The 23,336-nt window shown below is 73.0% G+C and carries 19 protein-coding genes; 10 read left to right on the forward strand and 9 right to left on the reverse strand.

All coding sequences use genetic code 11. The features are described 5' to 3' along the window. Positions 1–32: 32 nt before the first annotated feature. Positions 33–644: a TetR/AcrR family transcriptional regulator gene (locus tag ACFWRT_RS26290; RefSeq protein ID WP_380954871.1), complete on the reverse strand. Its 612-nt coding sequence runs from the start codon at positions 642–644 to the stop codon at positions 33–35. 30 nt (positions 645–674) lie between these two features. Further along, positions 675–1,457, reverse strand: coding sequence for an SDR family oxidoreductase (locus ACFWRT_RS26295; protein ID WP_380954869.1), 783 nt, complete (start codon positions 1,455–1,457; stop codon positions 675–677). Between the two features lie 91 nt (positions 1,458–1,548). Between ACFWRT_RS26295 and ACFWRT_RS26300 the strand changes: the two genes are divergently transcribed. Both ACFWRT_RS26300 and ACFWRT_RS26305 read left to right on the forward strand, forming a co-directional pair. Then, positions 1,549–2,694 (forward strand): acyl-CoA dehydrogenase family protein, encoded by a 1,146-nt coding sequence (locus ACFWRT_RS26300; protein ID WP_380954868.1) that lies wholly within the window; start codon positions 1,549–1,551, stop codon positions 2,692–2,694. Continuing rightward, complete coding sequence (locus ACFWRT_RS26305; RefSeq protein ID WP_380954867.1) at positions 2,694–3,680, forward strand: acyl-CoA dehydrogenase family protein; 987 nt, start codon at positions 2,694–2,696, stop codon at positions 3,678–3,680. The genes ACFWRT_RS26300 and ACFWRT_RS26305 overlap by 1 nt, the downstream gene beginning before the upstream one ends. Positions 3,681–3,747: 67 nt before the next feature. On the opposite strand, the gene ACFWRT_RS26310 is transcribed toward ACFWRT_RS26305, so the two are convergent. The 3 genes from ACFWRT_RS26310 to ACFWRT_RS26320 are packed head-to-tail and all read right to left on the reverse strand — an operon-like array spanning position 3,748 to position 5,598. Beyond that, positions 3,748–4,239: a pyridoxamine 5'-phosphate oxidase family protein gene (locus ACFWRT_RS26310; RefSeq protein ID WP_380954865.1), complete on the reverse strand. Its 492-nt coding sequence runs from the start codon at positions 4,237–4,239 to the stop codon at positions 3,748–3,750. Positions 4,240–4,294: 55 nt separating this feature from the next. After that, positions 4,295–4,852, reverse strand: a complete 558-nt coding sequence (locus tag ACFWRT_RS26315; protein ID WP_380954864.1) for a HutD/Ves family protein — start codon at positions 4,850–4,852, stop codon at positions 4,295–4,297. Further along, the gene (locus tag ACFWRT_RS26320) at positions 4,849–5,598 is read right to left on the reverse strand and encodes a vWA domain-containing protein (RefSeq protein ID WP_380954863.1); all 750 of its coding nucleotides are present in this window, start codon (positions 5,596–5,598) and stop codon (positions 4,849–4,851) included. Before ACFWRT_RS26320 ends, ACFWRT_RS26315 begins: the two co-directional genes overlap by 4 nt. A 176-nt stretch (positions 5,599–5,774) precedes the next feature. Here ACFWRT_RS26320 and ACFWRT_RS26325 point away from each other — a divergent pair, with 176 nt between their 5' ends. Further along, entirely contained in the window at positions 5,775–6,704 is a 930-nt protein-coding gene (locus ACFWRT_RS26325; protein WP_380954861.1) for a rhomboid family intramembrane serine protease, read from the forward strand. 188 nt (positions 6,705–6,892) lie between these two features. Here ACFWRT_RS26325 and ACFWRT_RS26330 read toward each other — a convergent pair whose 3' ends face one another. The 3 genes from ACFWRT_RS26330 to ACFWRT_RS26340 form a co-directional block, all read right to left on the reverse strand. Further along, on the reverse strand, positions 6,893–8,353 hold the full coding sequence (locus tag ACFWRT_RS26330; protein WP_380954860.1) for a glutamate synthase subunit beta: 1,461 nt from the start codon (positions 8,351–8,353) through the stop codon (positions 6,893–6,895). Further along, the gene (gene gltB, locus ACFWRT_RS26335; RefSeq protein WP_380954859.1) at positions 8,346–12,905 is read right to left on the reverse strand and encodes a glutamate synthase large subunit; all 4,560 of its coding nucleotides are present in this window, start codon (positions 12,903–12,905) and stop codon (positions 8,346–8,348) included. The genes ACFWRT_RS26330 and gltB overlap by 8 nt, the downstream gene beginning before the upstream one ends. Before the next feature lie 453 nt (positions 12,906–13,358). Further along, positions 13,359–14,090: a VIT1/CCC1 transporter family protein gene (locus ACFWRT_RS26340; RefSeq protein ID WP_380954858.1), complete on the reverse strand. Its 732-nt coding sequence runs from the start codon at positions 14,088–14,090 to the stop codon at positions 13,359–13,361. A 282-nt stretch (positions 14,091–14,372) separates the two neighbouring features. Between ACFWRT_RS26340 and ACFWRT_RS26345 the strand changes: the two genes are divergently transcribed. Genes ACFWRT_RS26345 through ACFWRT_RS26375 form a run of 7 tightly spaced genes read left to right on the forward strand, consistent with a single transcriptional unit; the run spans position 14,373 to position 22,261 of the window. Further along, on the forward strand, positions 14,373–15,461 hold the full coding sequence (locus tag ACFWRT_RS26345; protein WP_380954857.1) for an ADP-ribosylglycohydrolase family protein: 1,089 nt from the start codon (positions 14,373–14,375) through the stop codon (positions 15,459–15,461). Then, positions 15,458–16,717 carry an ADP-ribosylglycohydrolase family protein gene (locus ACFWRT_RS26350; protein ID WP_380954856.1) on the forward strand — a complete coding sequence of 420 codons (1,260 nt, stop codon included), beginning with the start codon at positions 15,458–15,460 and terminating at the stop codon, positions 16,715–16,717. Before ACFWRT_RS26345 ends, ACFWRT_RS26350 begins: the two co-directional genes overlap by 4 nt. Then, a complete protein-coding gene (locus ACFWRT_RS26355; RefSeq protein WP_380954855.1) occupies positions 16,647–17,837 on the forward strand; it encodes an ADP-ribosylglycohydrolase family protein in 1,191 nt (396 codons plus the stop codon). Before ACFWRT_RS26350 ends, ACFWRT_RS26355 begins: the two co-directional genes overlap by 71 nt. A gap of 56 nt (positions 17,838–17,893) precedes the next feature. Then, positions 17,894–19,297: an ADP-ribosylglycohydrolase family protein gene (locus ACFWRT_RS26360; RefSeq protein ID WP_380954877.1), complete on the forward strand. Its 1,404-nt coding sequence runs from the start codon at positions 17,894–17,896 to the stop codon at positions 19,295–19,297. Continuing rightward, positions 19,294–20,184: a ribokinase gene (gene rbsK, locus ACFWRT_RS26365; protein ID WP_380954853.1), complete on the forward strand. Its 891-nt coding sequence runs from the start codon at positions 19,294–19,296 to the stop codon at positions 20,182–20,184. Before ACFWRT_RS26360 ends, rbsK begins: the two co-directional genes overlap by 4 nt. Then, positions 20,181–21,398, forward strand: a complete 1,218-nt coding sequence (locus ACFWRT_RS26370; protein WP_380954852.1) for a CaiB/BaiF CoA transferase family protein — start codon at positions 20,181–20,183, stop codon at positions 21,396–21,398. Before rbsK ends, ACFWRT_RS26370 begins: the two co-directional genes overlap by 4 nt. After that, on the forward strand, positions 21,395–22,261 hold the full coding sequence (locus ACFWRT_RS26375) for an HpcH/HpaI aldolase/citrate lyase family protein (protein WP_380954851.1): 867 nt from the start codon (positions 21,395–21,397) through the stop codon (positions 22,259–22,261). The genes ACFWRT_RS26370 and ACFWRT_RS26375 overlap by 4 nt, the downstream gene beginning before the upstream one ends. 49 nt (positions 22,262–22,310) lie before the next feature. Here ACFWRT_RS26375 and lgt read toward each other — a convergent pair whose 3' ends face one another. Then, the gene (gene lgt, locus ACFWRT_RS26380) at positions 22,311–23,288 is read right to left on the reverse strand and encodes a prolipoprotein diacylglyceryl transferase (RefSeq protein WP_380954850.1); all 978 of its coding nucleotides are present in this window, start codon (positions 23,286–23,288) and stop codon (positions 22,311–22,313) included. Positions 23,289–23,336: the final 48 nt, after the last annotated feature.

Genomic DNA, 23,336 nt, shown 5'->3' on the forward strand with positions numbered 1-23,336 from the left:
CCTCGGTCATCGAGAGGGACTGCAAGAGGTGGCTAGGTGCGCAGGGCGATCCCGTCCAGCACCATCGAGAGGTACTGGCGGGCGATCTCCTCGGGGCTGTGGTGTCCGCCGGGCCGGTACCAGGAGGCGGCGACCCAGACGGTGTCGCGGACGAAGCGGTAGGTGAGGCGGATGTCCAGGTCGTCGCGGAAGGCGCCTTCGGCGACGCCGCGCTCCAGGGTGGAGAGCCAGGCCTTCTCGAACCTCGTCTGCGAGTCGGTGAGGTAGGCGAAGCGGGGCTGGGTGGCGAGGTGCCGGGACTCCTTCTGGTAGATCGCGACGGCGGGGCGGTGCCGGTCGATCTCCCGGAAGGACTCGGTGACCAGTGCCTCGATGGTCTCGCGGGGGCCGAGTCCGGCCGCCAGGACCGCGTCGTACCCCTGCCAGAGCTCGTCGAGGAAGGTGGAGAGGATCTCGTCGATCATCGATTCCTTGGAATCGAAGTGGTAGTAGAGGCTGCCGGCGAGCATCCCCGCCTCGTCCGCGATGCGGCGGACGGTGGTGGCGTTGTATCCCTGGGCGGCGAAGACCTCGGCGGCGGTGGCGAGGAGTTCGCGGCGCCGTTCGGGGGTGGGGGTCACCTGGGGCTTCTTCTTGGTAGGCACCGGTCCATTGTCCGCCCGCCACCACCGCGTTCACGCATGCTGGCTGCTGACGGCGACGACCTCGCCGGTCATGTACGAGGAGTAACCGCTGGCGAGGAAGACGATCACGTTGGCGATCTCCCAGGGCTCGGCGTACCGGCCGAAGGCCTCCTTCTCCGTCAGCTCGGCGAGCAGCTCGGCGGAGGTGACCTTGGCCAGGTGCGGGTGCATGGCGAGGCTGGGGGCGACGGCGTTGACGCGTACGCCGTAGTCGGCGGCTTCGAGCGCGGCGCAGCGGGTGAGGGCCATGACGCCGGCCTTGGCGGCGGCGTAGTGGGCCTGGCCGCGCTGGGCGCGCCAGCCGACGACGGAGGCGTTGTTGACGATCACGCCTCCGGTTCCGGCGGCCTTGAGGGAGCGCAGGGCGGCGCGGGTGCAGCGGAAGGTGCCGTTCAGGGTGACATCGAGGATCGTCGTCCACTGGTCGTCGGTCATCTCGGTGAGTTCGGCGGTGCCGCCGAGGCCCGCGTTGTTGACGACGATGTCCAGGCCGCCGTGGGTGTGCTCGGCGTGGGCGAAGAGGGCCGCCACCTGGTCCTCGTCGGTGACGTCGCAGGTCAGGGCGGTGACACGGTCGGGGCCGAACTCCTCGGCGAGGGCGTGGGCGCTCTCCTTGAGCCTGCGGGCGTGGGCGTCGCCGATGACGACACGTGCCCCCTCCTCCAGGAGGCGGCGGGCGGTGGCGCCGCCGATCCCGGCTCCGGCGGCGGCGGTGACGACGGCGGTACGGCCGGTCAGCAGTCCGTGGCCCGGCAGGTAGTCCGGTGCGCTCATCGGCCCATCCCCCCACTCCTCGACGGTGCGTGAGCCGTACGTTAACCTACCAAACACTTGTTAGGGAACGGCCTCACGGAAGGCAGGCCCCATGGATCTGGCGCAGACGGCGGAGACCGAGGCGCTGCGGGCCGAGGCGAGGGAGTGGCTGCGCGCCCATGTGCCCGCCCGGCCGCTCCCCTCCCTGGAGACGGCGGAGGGGTTCGCCGCACACCGGGAGTGGGAGGCGGAGCTGTACGCGGGCGGGTGGTCGGCGGTCTCCTGGCCGAAGGAGTACGGGGGCCGGGGCGCGGACCTCTTCGGGTGGCTGGCGTTCGAGGAGGAGTACTGGGCGGCGGGCGCGCCGGGCCGGGTCTCCCAGAACGGGATCAGCCTCCTCGCCCCGACCCTCTTCGACCACGGCACCGCCGAGCAGCGGGCCCGGGTGCTGCCCCCGATGGCGGGCGGCCAGGTGATCTGGGCGCAGGCCTGGTCGGAGCCGGAGGCCGGCTCCGACCTGGCGGCGCTGCGGTCGCGGGCGGTGCGGACGGCGGGCGGCTGGCTGCTGTCGGGGCAGAAGACGTGGTCGTCGCGGGCGGCGTTCGCGGACCGGGCGTTCGGGATCTTCCGTACGGACCCGGGGGCCGGGAAGCCGCACCAGGGGCTCACGTACCTGATGTTCGGGCTGCGGGACCCCGGGGTCACGGTGCGTCCCATCGGACGGCTGGACGGGAAGCCCGCGTTCGCCGAGATCTTCCTGGACGAGGTCTTCGTACCGGACGAGGACGTCATCGGGGAGCCCGGCCAGGGCTGGCGCATCGCGATGGCGGCCACCGGCAACGAGCGCGGCCTCACCCTCCGCTCCCCCGGCCGCTTCCTGGCCGCCGCCGACCGGCTGACGGAGTTGTGGCGGGAGGCGGGCGACCCGGAGGACAGCGCCGTACGGGACCGGGTGGCGGACGCGGTGATCGGGGCGCGGGCCTACCGCCTGTTCACGGCCGCCTCGGCGTCCCGGTTCGCGGCGGGGGCGGCGCTCGGGGCGGAGTCCAGCCTGAACAAGGTGTTCTGGTCGGAGTACGACATCGCGCTGCACGAGACCGCGCTCGACCTGCTCGGCCCGGACGCGGAGGCGGCGGACGGCCCGTGGGCCGAGGGGTACGTCTTCGCGCTGGCGGGACCCCTCTACGCGGGGACGAACGAGATCCAGCGCGACATCATCGCCGAGCGGCTGCTGGGCCTGCCGAAGGGACGGCGCTGATGCGTTTCCTCCTGGACGACGAGCAGCGGGAGTTCGCCCGCTCGCTGGACGCGCTGCTGACGGCGGCGGACACACCTGCGACCGTACGGGGGTGGGCCGCCGGGGACCACGCGCCGGGGCTGGCCCTGTGGCGGCGGCTCGCGGACGCGGGGGTGTTCGCGCTGGCGGTCCCGGAGGCGTACGGGGGTGTCGGCCCGCTCCCGGTGGAGACGGCCGTGGCGTGCGGGGAGCTGGGCCGCCACGGGGTGCCGGGTCCGGTGGGTGAGAGCGTGGCGGCGGGGGTGCTGCTGGGGGCGGTGGGCGGGCCGGTGGCCAAGGAGTGGTTGCCGGGGGTCGTGTCCGGTACGGCGGTGGTGTCGCTGGCCCTGGAGGGGTACGGGCCGTACGCGCTGGACGCGGATGTGGCGGACGCGGTGTTCACGGTGGCCGGGGACGAGCTGCGGCTGACGCGGGGCCCCGGAGAGCCGGTGCCCTCCATGGACCCGGCGCGGCGGCTGTTCCGTCCGGCGGCGGGCGGCGAGGTGGTGGCCGCCGGTCCACGGGTGCGCGAGGCGGCCCGGGCGGCGGGCACCTGGGCCACCTTCGCGACGGCGGCCCAGGCGCTGGGCTGCGGGGAGGCGCTGCTGCGGGCGACCGTGGCGCACGTGAAGCAGCGCACCCAGTTCGGTGTGCCCGTCGGCTCCTTCCAGGCCGTCAAACACCGCCTCGCGGACACCCTGCTCGGCCTGGAGTTCGCCCGCCCGCTGCTGTACGGGGCGGCGGTGGAGCTGGCCGAGGGGTCGCCCGGGGCCGGGGCGGCGGTCGCGGCGGCGAAGGTGGCGGCGGGTGAGGCCGGGTACGCGGCGGCCCGCACCGCGCTGCACCTGCACGGCGCGGTGGGGTACACGGAGGAGCTGGACCTGGCGTGGTGGCTGCGCCGGGCCCGGCCGCTGCGGGACGCGTGGGGGACGCCGTCGGTGTGCCGGGCGCGGGTGCTGGAGGGGTGAAAGCCTCAGGTACGCGGCTGCGCGGCTGCGGGGCTGCGGGGAGAGACCCCTCAGGTACGCGGCCGTGTCACTTCCGGCGTGCGGTCCGCAGCGGCTGCCCGGGCCGCCAGGACTGGACGATCAGGAAGTCACCGTCCAGCCCGATCCGGACCGCCTCCGTCAGCTCGGCCCGGAAGAGGTGGAAGGGCTCCGGCGGGGTGGCGTCCTCGACGAAGCGGGCCAGGAACTCCGGGTCGGTGACCTCCACCGCCCGGCCGCTGACGCGGACATCGCCGTCGTTCATCTCGGCGTCCGGCCCCGGGTTGGCGTGCAGGGCGAAGCGCGGGTCGCGGCGCAGGTCCAGGGCCTTGCGGGAGTCCGGCATCATGCCGAGCAGCAGCTCGCCGAAGCGGAAGTCGGCCTCCAGGCCGGTGGCGCGGGGCGAGCCGTCCGCGCGGAGAGTGGCGAGGACGTGGTGCTTGTAGAGCTGGAAGCGGCGGCGGACGGTGTCGGCGAAGACGGGCTCGGCGGCGGCGAAGCCACTCCAGGAGAGGGGTGCGGAAGACGTCATGGGTGCCATCGAACACCCGATACCCGACATCTTCTGTCCGGTATCGCCACCCGTCTCCGGCCGCTCACACGTCCGAGAACGTGATGACGACCGCCTGGCCCATGGTCCGCAGTACCCCGGGCGAACCGCCCTCGGCGAGCACCGCGTCGTACCGGTCGAGCAGGATGTCCGTCCCGTCGAGCACGGCCCCGTCGTCGAGGGAGAGCGCCAGCACCGCGGCGCCCGGAGGCGCCATCAGCCGTACGGTGCCGCAGACGACGGCGGTCTCCGCCCGCGTACGCCCCCTGCGGTACATGACGTTCAGGTTGACGACGGGACCGGACAGCAGGAAGCCGTCGGTCGGGCGGTCGCCTGCGAAGTCGTGCGGCCACAGCGGCTCGTCGACGATGTGGTGCTCGCCGCCGACGACGAGGTCCATGCCCGCGCCCTCGACGACGGTCAGGGTGCGGTCGATGCCCGGGAAGAGCGAGAACGGCCCGTCGGCGGTGACGTCCGCGAGGCTCACCCGCCAGTCGAACCCGTCGGCTCCCCCGGGCCCGGTGGCGACCTCGCGGGTGAGGCCGCCGCCGTTCTTCCAGGGGACGGGCGTACGGTCGGCGGCGCGCAGGATCCGCGTACTCATCGCACGATCCCCTGGGCCTCGGCGGCGGCCAGCCAGGACGGGAACTCCGCGACCAGCCGGTCGTACAGCTCGGTTTCCGGCACCTTCCGGGGGTCGAGCCCGGCGTGGAAGTACCCGGCGTTGTCCACGACCCGTTTGGCGGGGACGGCCAGCTCGTCGAGCTTGCGCAGGAAGTCGAACTGGCTGCTGCGGGTGTCGCCGAACCCGACGAACTGCCAGAACAGCGGCAGCTTCGCGGCCTTGCAGAGGTAGCGTTCGGCGGCGGGCTTGCTGATCGGTCCGCCGTCCGTCTGGAAGACGACGAGTGCGGGCGCGGTGGAGCCGCTGTCGAGGTAGTGGTCGATGACCGCGTCCATCGCCAGGTGGTAGCTGGTCTTCCCCATGTGCCCGAGGCCCGCCACGATCGCGTCGATCCGGCCGTGGTGGTTGTCGAGGGCGATGTCGGTGACCGCGTCGATGTCCGTGGAGAAGAAGACGACGGGGACCCGGCCGTCGTCGTCGAGGTTGGCCGAGAGCCCCAGGACCCGGTCGGCCAGCGCCTGGACGCTGCCGTCCTTGTAGTAGTCCCGCATGGAGCCGGAGTGGTCGAGCACCAGGTAGACGGCCGCGCGCCGGCCGTTCAGTCCGTGCTTCTCCAGCGAGACGCCGGCGCTCTTGTAGAGGCTGACGAGGCCGGGAGCCGTCTCCCGTACCTTCTCCAGGCTGATGGCCGGGCCGGTGGCGGCCGCCGTGTTCACGCCGTGCATGGCGCCCCCCTTGTGCGGTCCGTTCGTGCGGTCCGTTCGTGCGGTCCGTGCTGTGCGGACCTAGAGCCTAGGCCACAGCGGTGCCCCCGGCTCCGGAGGTGCCCGTACCGGTTCGCTATCTTGATCGCCGCCGCCCACACCGGCCCCGCAGCGCACTCCCAGTGAAGGAGCCGGTCATGGAGGCCGCCGCCACCACGTGTTACCGCCATCCGTCGTACGAGACGTATGTCCGCTGCACCCGCTGCGAGCGCACCATCTGCCCGGACTGTATGCACGAGGCCTCGGTCGGCTACCACTGCGCGGAGTGCGTGCAGGAGGGGCGGCGCTCGGTGCGGCGGGCCCGGACCGTGTTCGGCGGCGCGGTGGCCGGGGCGACGGCGCCCGTGGTGACGTACGTCCTGATGGCGCTGAACATCCTGGCCTACCTCGGCGAGGTGGTGCGGCCCGAGATCGTCGACCGGTTCGCGGTGCTCGGCGCCGCGCTGACCGGTCCGGACGGGGAGCGGTACTACTACCGGGGTGAGACGTTCGCCGGGTACGAGCTGACGGGCGTCGCGGACGGCGAGTGGTACCGGCTGGTGACGGGGGCCTTCCTGCATCTGCCGCCGGACGCCTCGTTCGGGGTGATGCACCTGCTGTTCAACATGTTCGCGCTGTGGAACATCGGCCGGGTGGTGGAGGGGCAGCTCGGCCGGGCCCGCTATCTGGCGCTGTACCTGCTGTCGGCGGTGGGTGGCTCGGTCGTGGTGTACCTGCTGGCGCCGGACACGTCCACCGTGGGTGCCTCGGGTGCGGTCTTCGGTCTTGCCGCCGCGTTCTGGGTGATCAACCGGCGGCTCGGCCGGGACATGGCGGCGGTCAACCGGTTCATGGCCGGGTTCCTGCTGTGGATGGTGCTCTCGGCCCTGTTCACCTCGTGGCAGGGGCACCTGGGCGGGCTGCTGACCGGGGCGCTGGTGACGTACGGGCTCGCCTACGCGCCGGCGAAGCTGCGGACCTGGCCGGTGCAGCTCGGCGGCGGGGTGGTGCTGGTGGTCCTGTTCGCGGTGGCGGTGGCGGTGAAGACCACGGAGCTGACGGGCGGCGCTGTCCAACTGGGCGGCTGAGGTCATCCCGAGGTGACCGGGCCCTCCGGAGAAAGCCTTCCGGAGGAAACGGCCCCGGACGCGCCACGGCGCCCACTGAGTCCGGTCGGGGACAGGCGGGCGCCGCGTTCAGTTCCGTACGCCGTTGTACGGGACGTATCAAGGGGGCTCCCCCGGGCCGCGTGGCCCAGGGGGAACCCGGGTGGTGCTCAGACCAGCAGGGACCGGTCCGTCGGGCGGATCGGGGCCGGCAGGGCGCTGGTCCCGGTCAGGAAGCGGTCCACGCCGCGGGCGGCGGAGCGGCCCTCGGCGATCGCCCAGACGATCAGCGACTGGCCGCGGCCCGCGTCACCGGCGACGTAGACGCCGTCGACGTTGGTCGCGTAGTTCTCGTCGCGGGCGACGTTGCCCCGTGCGTCGAGCTCCAGGCCGAACTGCTGGACCAGACCGTTGGACTGGTCGGTTCCGGTGAAGCCCATGGCGAGGGTGACGAGCTGCGCGGGGATGCGCCGCTCCGTGCCGGGCTTCTGCTCCAGCTTACCGTCCTTGAACTCGACCTCGACCAGGTGGAGGGCCGCGACGTTCCCGTCCTCGTCGCCCTCGAAGTGGGTGGTGGAGACGGCGTAGACCCGCTCGCCACCCTCCTCGTGCGCGGAGGTGACCTTGTAGAGCATCGGGAAGGTCGGCCACGGCTGGTTCGCGTTCCGGTCCTCGCCCGGCTTCGGCATGATCTCCAGCTGGGTGACGGAGGCCGCGCCCTGGCGGTGGGCGGTGCCCACGCAGTCGGCGCCGGTGTCGCCGCCGCCGATGACGACGACGTGCTTGCCGCCGGCGTGGATCGGGGCGACCGTCAGGTCACCCTCCTGCACCTTGTTGGCGAGCGGCAGGTACTCCATCGCGAAGTGGATGCCGCCCAGCTCACGGCCGGGGACCGGCAGGTCGCGGGAGACGGTGGCACCGGCCGCGATGACGACCGAGTCGTAGCGGCGGCGGAGCTTCGCGGCGTCGATGTCCTGGCCGATCTCCACCCCCGTACGGAACTTGGTGCCTTCCAGCCGCATCTGCTCGATGCGGCGGTTGATGTGCGACTTCTCCATCTTGAACTCGGGGATGCCGTAGCGCAGCAGGCCCCCGATGCGGTCCGCGCGCTCGTAGACGACGACGGTGTGGCCGGCCCGGGTCAGCTGCTGGGCGGCGGCGAGTCCCGCCGGGCCGGAGCCGATGACCGCGACGGTCTTGCCGGAGAGGCGCTCGGGCGGCTGCGGGGTGACGTCGCCGCTGTCCCACGCCTTGTCGATGATGGAGACCTCGACGTTCTTGATGGTGACGGCCGGCTGGTTGATGCCGAGCACGCACGCCGACTCGCAGGGGGCCGGGCAGAGCCGCCCGGTGAACTCCGGGAAGTTGTTCGTGGCGTGCAGCCGCTCGGAGGCGGCCGTCCAGTCCCCGCGGTAGGCGTAGTCGTTCCACTCGGGGATGAGGTTGCCCAGCGGACAGCCGTTGTGGCAGAACGGGATGCCGCAGTCCATGCAGCGGCCGGCCTGCTTGCTGATGATCGGGAGCAGCGAGCCCGGAACGTAGACCTCGTTCCAGTCCTTGACGCGCTCGGCCACGGGGCGGGTCTGGGCGACCTCGCGTCCGGTGGTCAGGAAGCCCTTGGGGTCAGCCATGGGTCGCCGCCTCCATCATCTTCTCGGTGGTCTCCTGCTCGGAGAGACCGGCGAGCTCAGCGGCGTCCTTGGCGGCGAGCACTGCCTTGTACGTGGACGGGATGATCTTGCTGAAGCGGGTCACGGCGGTGTCCCACTCGGCGAGGAGCTTCTCCGCGACGGTGGAGCCGGTCTCCTCGTGGTGGCGGCGCACGACGTCGTGCAGCCACTGCCGGTCGGTGTCGGTGAGCTCCTCGATCGCGCCGAGGTTGCCCACGTTGACGTTGTCGCGGTCCAGGTCGATGACGTACGCGACGCCGCCCGACATACCGGCGGCGAAGTTGCGGCCGGTCTCGCCGAGGACGACGGCGTGGCCGCCGGTCATGTACTCGCAGCCGTGGTCGCCGACGCCTTCGGAGACGACGGTCGCGCCGGAGTTGCGGACGCAGAAGCGCTCGCCGGTGCGGCCGCGGAGGAGGAGTTCGCCGCCGGTGGCGCCGTAGCCGATGGTGTTGCCGGCGATGGTGGAGTACTCGGCGAGGTGGTCGGCGCCCCGGTCCGGGCGGACGATCACGCGGCCGCCGGAGAGGCCCTTGCCGACGTAGTCGTTGGCGTCGCCCTCCAGGCGCAGGGTGACCCCGCGTGGGAGGAAGGCGCCGAAGGACTGGCCGGCCGAGCCGGTGAAGGTGATGTCGATGGTGTTCTCGGGCAGGCCCGCACCGCCGAACTTCTTGGTCACCTCGTGGCCGAGCATGGTGCCGACGGTCCGGTTGATGTTGCGGATGGCGACCTGGGCCCGGACCGGCTGGGCGGCCTCGGGACTGTCGGCGCCGAGCGCGTCGGCGGCCAGCTTGATCAGCTGGTTGTCGAGCGCCTTGGTCAGACCGTGGTCCTGCTCGACGATCCGGTGGCGGACCGCGCCGTCGGGCAGCTCGGGGACGTAGAAGAGCGGAGCCAGGTCCAGGCCCTGCGCCTTCCAGTGGGAGACGGCCCGGTCGGTGTCGAGGAGCTCGGCGTGGCCGACGGCCTCCTCGATGGTGCGGAAGCCCAGCTCGGCGAGGATCTCGCGGACCTCTTCGGCGATGAACTCGAAGAAGTTGACGACGTACTCGGCCTTGCCGGAGAACCGGTCGCGCAGGACCGGGTTCTGGGTGGCGATGCCGACCGGGCAGGTGTCCAGGTGGCAGACGCGCATCATGACGCAGCCGGAGACGACGAGCGGCGCGGTCGCGAAACCGAACTCCTCGGCGCCCAGCAGCGCGGCGATGACGACGTCGCGGCCGGTCTTGAGCTGGCCGTCGGTCTGCACGACGATGCGGTCGCGCAGGCCGTTGAGCAGCAGGGTCTGCTGGGTCTCGGCGAGGCCGAGCTCCCAGGGGCCGCCCGCGTGCTTGAGGGAGGTGAGCGGGGACGCGCCCGTTCCGCCGTCGTGGCCGGAGATGAGGACGACGTCCGCGTGCGCCTTGGAGACACCGGCGGCGACCGTGCCGACGCCGACCTCGGAGACCAGCTTCACGTGGATGCGGGCCTGCGGGTTGGCGTTCTTCAGGTCGTGGATCAGTTGCGCGAGGTCTTCGATGGAGTAGATGTCGTGGTGCGGCGGCGGCGAGATGAGGCCGACGCCGGGCGTCGAGTGACGCGTCTTGGCGACCCACGGGTAGACCTTGTGGCCGGGCAGTTGGCCGCCCTCGCCGGGCTTGGCGCCCTGCGCCATCTTGATCTGGATGTCGTCCGCGTTGACCAGGTATTCGCTGGTCACGCCGAAGCGGCCGGAGGCGACCTGCTTGATGGACGAGCGGCGCGCCGGGTCGTACAGACGGTCAGGGTCCTCACCGCCCTCACCGGTGTTGGATTTGCCGCCGAGCTGGTTCATCGCGATGGCGAGCGTCTCGTGCGCCTCGCGGGAGATCGAGCCGTACGACATGGCGCCGGTGGAGAACCGCTTGACGATCTCGGAGGCGGGCTCGACCTCGTCGATCGAGATCGGGGCGCGGCCGGAGGTGAAGCCGAAGAGGCCGCGGAGCGTCATGAGGCGCTCGGACTGCTCGTTCACCCGGTCCGTGTACTGCTTGAAGATGTCGTAGCGCCGGTTGCGGGTGGCGTGCTGGAGGCGGAAGACCGTCTCCGGGTCGAACAGGTGCGGCTCGCCCTCGCGGCGCCACTGGTACTCGCCGCCGATCTCCAGCGCGCGGTGCGAGGCCGCGATGCCGGAGGCGGGGTACGCCTTGGTGTGCCGGGCGGCGACCTCCTTGGCGACGACGTCCAGGCCGGCGCCGCCGATCTTGGTGGCGGTGCCGTTGAAGTACGTCGCGACGAACTCCTCGTCCAGGCCGACGGCCTCGAAGACCTGGGCGCCGCGGTAGGAGGCGACGGTGGAGATGCCCATCTTGGACATGACCTTCAGGACGCCCTTGCCGAGGGCGTAGATCAGGTTCCGGATGGCCTGCTCGACGTCGATGTCCTCGATGAACGTGCCGGCCCGGACCAGGTCCTCGACGGACTCCATGGCGAGGTACGGGTTGACCGCGGCGGCGCCGTAACCGATGAGCAGCGCGACGTGGTGGACCTCGCGGACGTCCCCGGCCTCGACCAGCAGGCCCACCTGGGTGCGCTGCTTGGTGCGGATGAGGTGGTGGTGGACGGCGGAGGTGAGCAGCAGCGAGGGGATCGGGGCGTGCTCGGCGTCGGAGTGCCGGTCGGAGAGGACGATGAGGCGGGCGCCGTCCTCGATGGCGGTGTCGACCTCGGTGCAGATCTCCTCCAGCCGGGCGGCGAGCGTGTCGCCGCCGCCGCTGACCCGGTAGAGACCGGCGAGGGTGGCGGCCTTCATGCCCGGCATGTCGCCGTCGGCGTTGATGTGTATCAGCTTGGCGAGCTCGTCGTTGTCGATCACCGGGAACGGCAGCGTGACGCTGCGGGCCGCGGCGGCGGTCGGCTCCAGGATGTTGCCCTGGGGGCCGAGCGAGGAGCGCAGCGAGGTGACGAGCTCCTCGCGGATGGCGTCCAGCGGCGGGTTGGTGACCTGGGCGAAGAGCTGGGTGAAGTAGTCGAAGAGGAGGCGGGGGCGTTCGGAGAGCGCGGCGATCGGCGAGTCGGTGCCCATGGAGCCGAGCGGCTCACCGGCGGTGCGGGCCATCGGCGCGAGGATGACGCGGAGCTCTTCCTCGGTGTAGCCGAAGGTCTGCTGGCGGCGGGTGACCGAGGCGTGGGTGTGCACGATGTGCTCACGCTCGGGCAGGTCGCTCAGCTCGATCTCGCCGGTCTCCAGCCACTCCTGGTACGGCTGCTCGGCGGCGAGGGACGCCTTGATCTCGTCGTCCTCGATGATGCGGTGCTCGGCGGTGTCGACGAGGAACATCTTGCCGGGCTGGAGGCGGCCCTTGCGGACGACCTTCGCCGGGTCGATGTCCAGGACGCCGACCTCGGAGGAGAGCACGACGAGACCGTCGTCGGTGACCCAGTAGCGGCCGGGGCGCAGACCGTTGCGGTCGAGGACCGCGCCGACCTGGACGCCGTCGGTGAAGGTGACGCAGGCCGGGCCGTCCCAGGGCTCCATCATCGCGGAGTGGTACTGGTAGAAGGCGCGCCGGGCCGGGTCCATCGAGTCGTGGTTCTCCCACGCCTCGGGGACCATCATCAGCACCGAGTGCGGCAGGGAGCGCCCGCCGAGGTGGAGCAGCTCCAGGACCTCGTCGAAGGAGGCCGAGTCGGAGGCGTCCGGGGTGCAGACGGGGAAGATCCGGTCGAGCTGCGCCTGGCCGAAGAGGGAGGAGGCGAGCTGGGACTCGCGGGCCTTCATCCAGTTGCGGTTGCCCTTGACCGTGTTGATCTCGCCGTTGTGCGCGACGAAGCGGTACGGGTGGGCCAGCGGCCAGCTCGGGAAGGTGTTGGTCGAGAAGCGGGAGTGGACCAGCGCGACCGTGGAGGCGAAGCGGCGGTCGGAGAGGTCCGGGAAGAACGGCTCGAGCTGCCCGGTGGTGAGCATGCCCTTGTAGACGATGGTGCGGGCGGAGAGCGAGGGGAAGTACACCCCGGCCTCACGCTCGGCACGCTTGCGCAGGACGAACGCCTTGCGGTCCAGGACGATGCCGGTGGACTCGCCGTCGGTGACGAAGACCTGGCGGAAGGTGGGCATGGTGGCGCGGGCGCCGTTGCCGAGGAGTGCGGGGGTGACCGGGACGTCACGCCAGCCGAGGACGGTGAGGCCCTCCTGGGTGGCGATCTCCTCGATCGTGCGGACGGCCTCGGTGGAGCCGTCGGCGGGGAGGAAGGCGATACCGACGGCGTACGAACCCGCCTCGGGCAGCTCGAAAGGGGTCTCGGCGCGCAGGAAGGCGTCGGGGACCTGGCACAGGATGCCGGCGCCGTCGCCGGAGTCGGGCTCGGAGCCGGTGGCGCCGCGGTGTTCGAGGTTGCGCAGTACGGTCAGCGCCTGTTCGACCAGCTCATGGCTGGCCACACCGGTCAGAGTGGCCACGAACCCGACGCCACAGGCGTCGTGCTCGTTACGGGGGTCGTACATCCCCTGCTGGGCGGGGCGACCGTCCATGGGCGACCAGGCGTCGATACGCATCGGCTCTCCCGTCGTCGTCGTGGCATTTGCGGTGCCGAGGGACGACGTTGGCCCTCTGCGAAATTTCGTGCAGGTTACATGATGGGGCGCTTCTCAAGAAGCGGAAGGCTTGTTCCAACATGCGGACACTGTGGTGACCGGAAGTGACTGGGTGACCAGAGGTGACCGGCGACCAGGGGGTGGGTCGCTGTCGGAACGATCGGCGCCCGGGGGACCCGCAGAGAGCAGGCGTCGTTGCCTGCGGTGCCTACGGCTCATGCCCGGCGGCAGGGGAAACGAAACCACCGGGTAATGGCTACTTATGTGTAGCCCTGCATAGAGTCTCATTTTACGGCCGCCGGGCCCGTCCCGCCCAGAGGGCGGTGCCAAGACGTACGTCACACGGGTTGCCGCACGGTTAAGCCGATCGGGCGGGCTCGTTACGCCGTACGCCCGCCCCGACACGTGCGTCTGTCAGCCGACCGCCACACCGAACAGGGTGCCGAGTCCGTACGTCAGCGCTGCCGCGCCCCCACCGAGGGCGAGCTGTCGCAGCCCGCTGAACCACCAGCTCCGGGCCGTCACCCGGGCCACCACCGCGCCGCAGCCGAAGAGGCCGAGCAGTGCGAGGAGCACCGAGGGCCACAGGGCGCTCGCCCCGAGCAGATACGGCAGGACGGGCAGCAGGGCCCCGAGTGCGAAGGCGCCGAAGGAGGAGACGGCGGCCACCAGCGGGGACGGCAGGTCGTTCGGGTCGATGCCCAGCTCCTCGCGGGCGTGGATCTCCAGCGCCTGCTCCGGGTCGCGCGAGAGCTGCCGGGCCACCTCGCCGGCCAGTGGGGCGTCCACACCCCGGGCCTCGTAGAGCGCGGCGAGCTCGGCCATCTCGTCCTTGGGGTGCTTACGCAGCTCCCGGCGCTCGACGGCGAGCTCGGCCTCGACCAGCTCACGCTGGGAGGCGACGGAGGTGTACTCGCCGGCCGCCATGGAGAACGCCCCGGCGGCCAGTCCCGCGAGCCCCGTGATCACGATGGTCTGCTGGGAGACCGCACCGCCCGCGACACCGGTCATCAGGGCGAGGTTGGAGACCAGACCGTCCATGGCGCCGAAGACGGCGGGGCGCAGCCAGCCGCCGTTCACATCCCGGTGGGTGTGGTTGTCGCGGTGCGCCTCGTGCAGGACGGCGTCGGTCTCGATGATGGCCACGGTCCGTGTCTCCCCTGCTCCCCCGGCGGACTGCGAGCCCCGCCGGATGATGTCTGTACAACTTTCGACAAAGTCCAAGGTACGCCGGACGGGCGACCTCCGCCACCAAGGCAGGCCTGGCTTACCACCCCGCTGACCTGCGGAGAAAGGCCAGCCTCAGCTACGTACGGGGTCATCCGACCGGCCCCTTTCTGCCGCTGTCCGGCCTCCCGATGTGCTCCGCGTGGCACATATGCGCAAGGGAGGGGAATCGGACGCGCCGGACGAGCGGAGGGTGACGCCATGGACACGGCCGTCGGCAAGAAACGGGCCAGGGGTGCGCTGCTGGGTCTCGCGGTCGGGGACGCACTCGGCGCTCCGGCGGAGAATCTGCGGCCTTCGGAGATCCGCCGCCGCTGGGGGCGGATCGAGGGGTTCGTGAGCGAGGACCCGGCGGGCACCGACGACACGGAGTACGCGATCTTCTCCGGGTTGCTGCTGGCCCGGCACGGCTCGGCGCTCACCGTCTCCCATGTGGAGCGGGCCTGGCACCACTGGATCGCCGATCTGGACGAGGGCCCGTTCCGCGGCGCCGGGTTCAGTGAGCGCGGCACGCTGGAGAACCTGCGCCGGGGCCTCGCCGCGCCGATCTCGGCCCAGCACCGGCACGCCTGGAGCGACGGGCTGGCGATGCGGGCGGCCCCCTTCGGCGTGTTCGCGGCCGGGCGTCCCGCCGAGGCGGCCCGGCTGGTGGCGGTGGACGGCCGGGTGAGCCACGAGGGCGAGGGGATCTACGGGGGCCAGGCGGTGGCGGCCGGGGTGGCGGCGGCGATGGTCGGCGCGGGCCTCGCCTCGGTGATCGCGGCCGCGCTGTCGGTGGTCCCGATGGACTCCTGGACGGCCCGCTCGCTGCGCCGGGCGGTGGCGGCGGCCCAGCGCACCTACCCGGACCGGCTGACGATGGAGCGGGCGGTGCGTTCGGCGGTGGTGATCGGCGGCTACCCGTGGACGGACCTCGCGCCGGAGGCGGTGGGCCTGGCGTTCGGGGCGTTCACGGCGGCCCGGGGCGACTTCCGTACCGCCGTGCTGACCGCCGTGAACATGGGCCGCGACGCGGATACGACGGCGGCGGTGGCGGGGGCCCTGGCCGGGGCGCTGCACGGGGCGGGCGCGATCCCGCCGGAGTGGGCGGCGGCGATCGGGCCGGTGCGGGGCAGTTGCCTGCCCTCGATGCGGGGGTACCACGTGCTGGACATCGCGGACCTGCTGACGCCGGAGGGCGCGGAGGCGGCGGAGAGCCAGGGCCGGGGCGGCGGACGTGAGCCCTCCGCCGTACGGGACATGGCGTCGGTGGCCGCGTCCTTCGAGCCCGTACGGGAGAGGCAGCGATGACGACCGCACACGGCACCGCCGACGCGGCCGCCGTCACCGGGGAGGCCACCCCCTCCCGGCGCGCCCGGATCGAGGGCCTGCTCCTCGGCCTCGCCTCCGGGGACGCCGCCGGGTGGCCCGCCGCGCGGCACCGGGCGGCCCGGATGCCCGAGTGGACCCGGCGGCTCACCCGGGAGCTGGACACCTTCGCCGAGCAGAACGCCACGACCACACTCCCCGTCCCCATCGCCCTCAACCAGCCGCCCGAACCGCTGCGCCTCGGCCCGTCCGACGACGCCGAGTGGGCCGCGTTCGCCGCCCGTACGGTGCTGGCGGCAGCCGACGACGCGGACGGCCTCTCCCCGGGCCGCCGGATGCGGGACGCGGTGGACCGGGCCTGGAACGCGCTGGCCGCCACCGTCGCCGCCGCGAGCGCCCGGGCCCCCGAGGTGGAGGCGGCGGTGGTCCCGCTGCGTGCCCGGATCTCGGTACGGGCCGGGCTCGGCAACCTGGCCGCCGGGCTGCGGCCGCCCGCCACCGGGCACGACAACCCGCACTACTTCGACGACGCCGCCTGCGTACGGGCCGCCGTGCTCGCCGTCGTCCATCCGGGCGATCCGGAGGAGGCGGCGGCCCTCGCCGAGTTCGACGCCCGCTACACCCAGGACGGCGACGGGGTGCACGGGGCCCGCGCCATGGCCGCCGCGGTCGCCGTGGCGCTGGCCGGGGCGGACGTCGACGCGGTGGTGAACGCCGCCCTGGCCCAGCTCCCCGAGGGCACCGAGATCGCCCGCAACGCCACGCACGCGGTCCGCCTCGCCCGGGAGTTCGCGGACGAGCCCGCCGGGGCGTTCGCCCTGGTCCCGGTCCTGGAGCACCAGATCGTGGACCACGTCTACAGCTACGGGATCGCGGCGGCGGAGACCGTACCGGTCGCGCTCGCCCTCACCACCGCCGCCCGGGGCGAGATCGCCCAGGCGCTCCCGGCCGCCGCCTGCCTCTCCCGGGTCGCGGACTCCGCGCCCGCCCTGGCCGGGGCGCTGACCGGGGCGATCGGCTCGGTCACCGCCGTACCGGCGGGCTGGCGCGAGGCGTGCCGCACGCTCGCGGGCTGCGCGCTGCCCCGGCTCGCGGGGACGGATCTGGTCGAACTCGCCGGGCTGCTGGCAGCCACGGAACCGGCCGTCCCGGGTGGACAATTCCGGCATGACGCCCACAACGGCCACGGTAGCCGAGCCCGTCCCTTCGACACCGCAGTCCCCTCCCGGCCTCGATGACCGCATCACCCGGGCCCTCGTCGGCGCCGCCGTCGGTGACGCCCTCGGCGGCCCGGTCGAGGGCTGGACCCCCGAGCAGATCGCCGAGCGCCACGGCGGCCGGGTGACCGGGATCGTCGGCCCCTGGCACGGCGAGGACTGGCGCACCGCCCGCCCCATCGCCCCCTACCACAAGGGCGACGGGCACGTCACCGACGACACCCTGATGACCCACGCGCTGATCCGGGTGTACGAGAGGGTCCGCGACCACCTGGACGCGTACGCCGTCGCGGACCACCTCGTCCCGGACCTGCTCTCACCCCGCTGGATCCCGGAGCTGGAGGCCGAGGCGCTGCCGCTCCAGCGGATCTTCCTGGCGGAGAAGTGGATCGTGGCCCGGCTGCACTACGGGCACGTCGACCCGCGCGAGGCCGGTGCGGGCAACATCGTCAACTGCGGGGCCGCGATGTACATGGCCCCGGTCGGCCTGGTCAACGCCGGCCACCCGGAGGCCGCGTACGCCGAGGCCCTGGAGGTTGCCGCGCCCCATCAGTCCTCGTACGGGCGGGAGGCCGCCGGGGTCTTCGCGGCCGCCGTCGCCGCCGCCTGCCGCCCGGGCGCGACGCCGGGCACGGTGGTGGACGCGGCCCTCGCCCTGGCCAAGGACGGCACCCGGTCCGCGATCGAGGCGGTCGGCGAAGTGGCCGCGCGCCACGACGACTTCGAGGCGGCGCTCGCCCCGCTGCGGGCGGCGGTGGAGCCGTTCGACACGGTCGGCCCCGACTACCGCTCCCCCTCGCTCGGCGCCCGCCGCCCCTCCCGGCTGCACGCCATCGAGGAACTGCCCATCGCGCTGGGCATGCTGCTGGTCGGGGGCGGTGACTACCGGCGTACGGTGCTCGGTTCGGTCAACTACGGGCGGGACTGCGACTCCATCGCCACGATGAGCGGCGCGATCGCGGGCGCGCTGGGCGGCGAGGTCCCGGCCGACTGGGCGGCGACGGTGGCGGAGGCGAGCCGGCTGGACCTGCACGCCCCGGCCCGGACCCTGGCGCAGGTGGCCCGGGAGGTCTTCGCCCGGGACCTGGAGCGCCGCCGGGCCCACGAGGAGGCGTTCACCGCGCTGGCGGGTGCGCGGTGAGCGCCCACCCGGCGCGGGACCCGCACGTCCGCCCGCCCCAGGGCCCGCACGTCCGCCTGCCCCGGGACCCGCACGCCCACCCGCCCCAGGACCCGCACCTCCGCCTCACCTGGGTGCAGCCCGAGGACCTGGTCGGGCACGAGCTGCGGCAGGCCGCGCAGGACGGCCGGGACGCCCGGGAGATCGAGGAGCGGTGGTACGCGGCCGGGGGCTCGCCCGCCCCGGAGCGCGCGGGCGCCTCCGAGCCGCCCGCGCCGCCGCGCCTGCGCGCACTGGCCGGGCAGCTCCTCGACGAACTCGCCCTGCTGGAGTCGCCGTTGGCCGCCGACGAGCCCACCGACCTGGACGCGATCATCGCCGCCTGCCCGCACTGGCCAGGCCCGCCCGAGGCCTCGGCCACCGTCGGCCAGGACCGGCTGCACGCGGCCTGGCTCGGCCGGGCGGCGGGCTGCCTGCTCGGCAAGCCGGTCGAGAAGCTGCCGCTGTACGGCATCCGCGCCTTGGCCCGCGCCACCGGCAACTGGCCCCTGACCACCTGGTTCACCGCGCACGGAGTGCCACCCGAACTCCTCGCCGCCCACCCCTGGAACCGCCGCTCGACCCCCACCTCCCTCGCCGAGAACATCGACGGCATGCCCGAGGACGACGACCTCAACTACCCGCTCCTCACCCTGCTGTTGCTCCAGCGCCACGGCCGCACCTTCACCACCGCCGACCTGGCCCGCCTCTGGCTGGACGAACTCCCGGCCGGCCGCACCTTCACCGCCGAGCGCATCGCGTACGGCAACCTCCTCGCAGGCGTCGAACCCCCGGAGACGGCTCGCCTCCGCAACCCGTTCCGTGAGTGGATCGGCGCCCAGATCCGGGCCGACGTGCACGGCTGGACCCACCCCGGCGACCCGGCCGGAGCCGCCGCCCAGGCCCACCGCGACGCGGTGCTGACCCACACCGCCAACGGGGTCTACGGCGCGATGTTCACAGCGGCGGCACTCGCGGTCGCGGCGGGCGGGGAGAGCGATGTGCACGGCTGCCTGGCCGCCGGGCTGCGGGTGGTGCCGCCGTACTCGCGGTACGCCGGAGCGGTCCGGCTCGGCATCGAAACAGCGCGTACGGAAGGGGAGTTCGACCTGGTGGTGGACCGGCTGCACGCCGCGTATGCCGACACCCACCACTGGGTACACGTGCTGCCCAACGCCGCGCTGCTCGCCGCCGCCCTCACCCACGCCGACGGCGACTTCACCCGGTCCATCGGGAACGCGGTCTCCGGCGGCTGGGACACCGACTCCAACGGGGCCACCGCGGGCTCCCTCGCCGGCCTCCTCGCGGGCACCCCGACCGCTCTGCCCGACCACTGGACGGCCCCGCTGAAGAACCGCCTCGCCACCTCCGTACCCGGCTACGACCGCACCGGCTTCGACACCCTCGCCGCTCTGACCCACCAGGAGGCTCTGCGCCCATGACCCGTATCGCGGTGCTCGGCAGCACCAACATGGACCTCGTCGCCTATACCGCCCGCGCCCCGGGGCTCGGGGAGACCGTCACCGGGCGGGAGTTCCGGACGATCCCCGGCGGCAAGGGCGCCAACCAGGCCGTCGCCGCCGCCCGCGCGGGCGGGGAGGTGATGATGATCGGCGCGGTCGGCGACGACGCGTACGGCGTCCAGCTCCGCGACGGCCTCGAACACGCCGGGGTGGACACGGACCTGCTCCACACCGCCGAGGGCCCCAGCGGAACCGCGCACATCGTGGTCGACGACACCGGGGCCAACGCGATCGTGGTGGTGCCCGGCGCCAACGGCGTCGTCACCGCGCTCGGCCCCGGCGAGATCGCGGCGATCGCCGCCGCCGAACTACTGCTGATGCAGCTCGAACTCCCGCTCTCCGCCGTCGTGGAGGGCGCCCGCGCGGCCAGATCCCAGGGGGTTCGGACCATCCTCACCCCCTCCCCCGTACAGCCACTGCCCGATGAACTCCTGGACCACATCGACCTGTTGATCCCCAACGAGCACGAGGCCGCCGAGCTCTCCGGTCAGGCCGAGCCGCATGCGGCGGCGCAGATCCTGCTACGACAGGTGCCCGAAGTGATCATCACACTCGGTGCGAAGGGGGCCCTGTACGCGGCCCGGGGCGGTGAACCGGTGCTGTTCGCGGCGCCCGAGGTGCAGGCCGTCGACACGACCGGTGCCGGGGACACGTTCGTGGGGGCGCTGGCGGTGGCGCTCGGGGAGGGTCGGCCGGTGGCGAAGGCGCTGGCGTTCGCCTCCTCGGCCGCCGCGCTCTGCGTCCAGAAGCCGGGCGCGTCCACGTCCATGCCGTACCGCAGCGAGATCGAGGCCGATGCCGTATGAGGACGACGGAAACAGGACCCGGCACCCAGGCCGGCCCTCTGACCGGGCTGAAGGTCATCGACCTCGCCACCCTCTTCGCCGGGCCGCTCGCCGCCACCATGCTCGGGGACTTCGGCGCCGATGTGATCAAGGTCGAGCACCCGCGTAAGCCGGACCCCTCGCGCGGGCACGGGCCCGCCAAGGACGGCGTCGGCCTCTGGTGGAAGCTGCTCGGCCGCAACAAGCGCACCCTGACGCTGGATCTGTCCGCCCCCGGCGGCCGGGACGTGCTCCTCCAACTGGCCGCCGAGACCGACGTCATCGTCGAGAACTTCCGGCCGGGGACGCTGGAGCGCTGGGGTCTGGGCCCCGAGGAGCTGCACGCCGTCAACCCGCGCCTGGTGCTGGCCCGGGTCACCGGCTTCGGCCAGTTCGGGCCGTACGCGCACCGGCCCGGCTTCGGCACGCTGGCCGAGGCGATGAGCGGGTTCGCGGCGATCACCGGGGAGCCGGACGGGCCGCCGACGCTGCCGCCGTTCGGTCTTGCGGACTCGATCGCGGCGCTGGCGACGGCGTACGCGGTGATGGCCGCGCTCGCCGGGCGGGAGAAGACCGGCGAGGGGCAGGTGGTGGACCTGGCGATCATCGAGCCGATCCTCACCGTGCTGGGCCCGCAGCCACTCTGGTACGACCAGCTCGGCTACGTCCAGCCGCGCACCGGCAACCGTTCCCGCAACAACGCCCCGCGCAACACCTACCGCACCGCCGACGGCCACTGGGTCGCGGTCTCCACCTCCGCGCAGTCCGTGGCCGAGCGGGTGATGCGGCTGGTGGGCCGCGCGGAGCTGATCGAGGAGCCCTGGTTCGGGTCGGGCACCACCCGGGCCGAGCACACCGAGGAGCTGGACGGGGCGGTCGGCCACTGGATCTCCCGCCACAGCCGCGAGGAGGTCCTCAACGGCTTCGAGAAGGCGGAGGCGGCCGTGGCGCCGATCCATGACGTACGGGAGGTGATGGAGGACCCGCAGTACCGGGCGCTGGGCACGATCGCCGAGATCGACGACCCGGAGCTGGGGCCGCTGCGGATGCAGAACGTCCTCTTCCGGCTCTCCGAGACCCCGGGCGCCATCCGCTGGGCGGGCCGCCCGCACGGCGCGGACACCGAGGAGATCCTGGCCGGGCTCGGCCTCTCGGAGACCCGCATCGCTGCGCTGCGCGACCAGGGGGCGCTGTGACCGGCCGCCCGATCCCGGCCCCGCCGCTGCCGGAAGGTCCGCCGCCGCCCCTCGGCCGACCCCCGCTGACCTGGCTGTACGTGCCCGGGGACCGGCCGGAGGTGGTGGCCAAGGCGCTCGGCTGCGGGGCGGACGTGGTGATCGTCGACCTGGAGGACGCGGTCGCCCCCGACCGCAAGGAGTACGCGCGCGCCGCCACCGCCGAGCTCCTCGCCGACCCGCAGGCCGCCGCCCCCGGTGCCGTACCGGTCCATGTCCGGGTGCACGGCGAGGACGACATCCGGGCGCTGACGGGGCTGCCCGGACTCTCCGGTTTCCGCCTGCCCAAGATCACGCACGCGGTCTCGGTGCACCATGTGGCGGCGGTGGCCCCCGGCGTACCGCTCTATCCGCTGCTGGAGTCGGCCCTCGGGGTCGAGCACGCGTACTCGATCGCCTCGGCCGACCCCGCCGTCCGGGGCATCGCGCTGGGCGAGGCGGACCTCCGCGCCGACCTGGGCGTACGGGAGGACGGCGGGCTCGACTGGTCGCGCAGCCGGCTCGTGGTGGCGGCCCGGGCCGCCGCGCTGCCGCCGCCCGCGCAGTCGGTCTTCCCCGACGTCCGGGACCTGGACGGGCTGTGGGCCTCCTGCGTACGGGGGCGGGGGCTCGGGCTGCTGGGGCGGGCGGCGATCCATCCGCGTCAGTTGGAGGTGATCGAGCGGGCGTTCCGGCCGACGGCAGCGGAGATCGAGGCGGCGGAGGAGATCATCGCGGCCTCCGCGGTGGAGGCGGGGGCGCTGGCGCTGCCGGACGGGCGGTTCGTGGACGCGGCGGTGGTGGCGTCGGCGCGCCGCACACTGGCGATCGCCGGACGGTCCTGAGGTCTTCCCAGGTCCGCCCGGCGATCGGGGGTGGTGCGCGCGCGGGAGGTCAGCTCTTGTCGGCTGCCTCGGGGGCGGAGTCCTTCTTCTTCAGCGGATCGCTGTCGCTGTCGTCGGCGCCGGCCTCCGGCGTGTCCTTCTTCAGCGGGTCGGCGTCCTCGTCGGCGGCCTCCGCGTCGTCCTTCTTCTCGACGGCTTCGGCGGCCTCGGCGGCCTTGTCCGGCTCCACGATCTCCTCGCGGCCCGGGCGGAGCTTCGCGGAGATCACGATGTAGGCGACGGCGAGGACGAAGACGATGATCGCGGTCCACACGTTCAGGCGCAGGCCCAGGATGTGGTGGGCCTCGTCGACCCGCATGTACTCGATCCAGCCGCGCCCGGCGCAGTAGGCCGCGACGTACAGCGCGAACGCCCGTCCGTGGCCGAGCCGGAAGCGGCGGTCGGCCCAGATGACCAGCAGCGCGACACCGATGCACCACAGCGACTCGTAGAGGAAGGTCGGGTGGTACGTCCCGGCGACCCGGTTCGGGCCCTCGCTGATCTCCAGGGCCCAGGGGAGGTCGGTCGGCTTGCCGTACAGCTCCTGGTTGAACCAGTTGCCCCAGCGGCCGATGGCCTGGGCGATGGCGATACCGGGGGCCAGCGCGTCCGCCCAGGCGGGCAGCGGGATGCCCCGGTGGCGGCAGCCGATCCAGGCGCCGACCGCGCCGAAGGCGATCGCGCCCCAGATACCGAGGCCGCCCTCCCAGATCTTGAAGGCGTCGACCCAGTTCTGGCCGTCGCTGAAGTAGAGCTGGTAGTCGGTGATCACGTGGTAGAGCCGGCCGCCGACGAGCCCGAAGGGCACGGCCCAGACGGCGATGTCGGCCACGGTGCCGGCTTTGCCGCCCCGGGCGACCCAGCGCTTGTTGCCGATCCAGACGGCGACGAAGACACCGATGATGATGCAGAACGCGTAGCCGCGGAGCGGGATCGGGCCGAGCTCGATCACGCCGGTCGACGGGCTGGGAATGGAGGCAAGGTTCATGACGGAGTCGACGCTACCTTGCCGGGCGGTGGGTACGGCAAGCCACCC

This window comes from Streptomyces cyaneofuscatus (genome assembly GCF_042718795.1).
Lineage (GTDB): Bacteria > Actinomycetota > Actinomycetes > Streptomycetales > Streptomycetaceae > Streptomyces > Streptomyces cyaneofuscatus_A.

Bases quoted from the DNA above. Each gene is read 5' to 3' on its own strand.
- ACFWRT_RS26295 (WP_380954869.1), bottom strand. From the start codon at position 1,457: ATGAGCGCACCGGACTACCTGCCGGGCCACGGACTGCTGACCGGCCGT.
- ACFWRT_RS26300 (WP_380954868.1), top strand. From the start codon at position 1,549: ATGGATCTGGCGCAGACGGCGGAGACCGAGGCGCTGCGGGCCGAGGCG.
- ACFWRT_RS26305 (WP_380954867.1), top strand. From the start codon at position 2,694: ATGCGTTTCCTCCTGGACGACGAGCAGCGGGAGTTCGCCCGCTCGCTG.
- ACFWRT_RS26310 (WP_380954865.1), bottom strand. From the start codon at position 4,239: ATGGCACCCATGACGTCTTCCGCACCCCTCTCCTGGAGTGGCTTCGCC.
- ACFWRT_RS26315 (WP_380954864.1), bottom strand. From the start codon at position 4,852: ATGAGTACGCGGATCCTGCGCGCCGCCGACCGTACGCCCGTCCCCTGG.
- ACFWRT_RS26320 (WP_380954863.1), bottom strand. From the start codon at position 5,598: ATGCACGGCGTGAACACGGCGGCCGCCACCGGCCCGGCCATCAGCCTG.
- ACFWRT_RS26325 (WP_380954861.1), top strand. From the start codon at position 5,775: ATGGAGGCCGCCGCCACCACGTGTTACCGCCATCCGTCGTACGAGACG.
- ACFWRT_RS26330 (WP_380954860.1), bottom strand. From the start codon at position 8,353: ATGGCTGACCCCAAGGGCTTCCTGACCACCGGACGCGAGGTCGCCCAG.
- gltB (WP_380954859.1), bottom strand. From the start codon at position 12,905: ATGCGTATCGACGCCTGGTCGCCCATGGACGGTCGCCCCGCCCAGCAG.
- ACFWRT_RS26345 (WP_380954857.1), top strand. From the start codon at position 14,373: ATGGACACGGCCGTCGGCAAGAAACGGGCCAGGGGTGCGCTGCTGGGT.
- ACFWRT_RS26350 (WP_380954856.1), top strand. From the start codon at position 15,458: ATGACGACCGCACACGGCACCGCCGACGCGGCCGCCGTCACCGGGGAG.
- ACFWRT_RS26355 (WP_380954855.1), top strand. From the start codon at position 16,647: ATGACGCCCACAACGGCCACGGTAGCCGAGCCCGTCCCTTCGACACCG.
- rbsK (WP_380954853.1), top strand. From the start codon at position 19,294: ATGACCCGTATCGCGGTGCTCGGCAGCACCAACATGGACCTCGTCGCC.
- ACFWRT_RS26370 (WP_380954852.1), top strand. From the start codon at position 20,181: ATGAGGACGACGGAAACAGGACCCGGCACCCAGGCCGGCCCTCTGACC.
- lgt (WP_380954850.1), bottom strand. From the start codon at position 23,288: ATGAACCTTGCCTCCATTCCCAGCCCGTCGACCGGCGTGATCGAGCTC.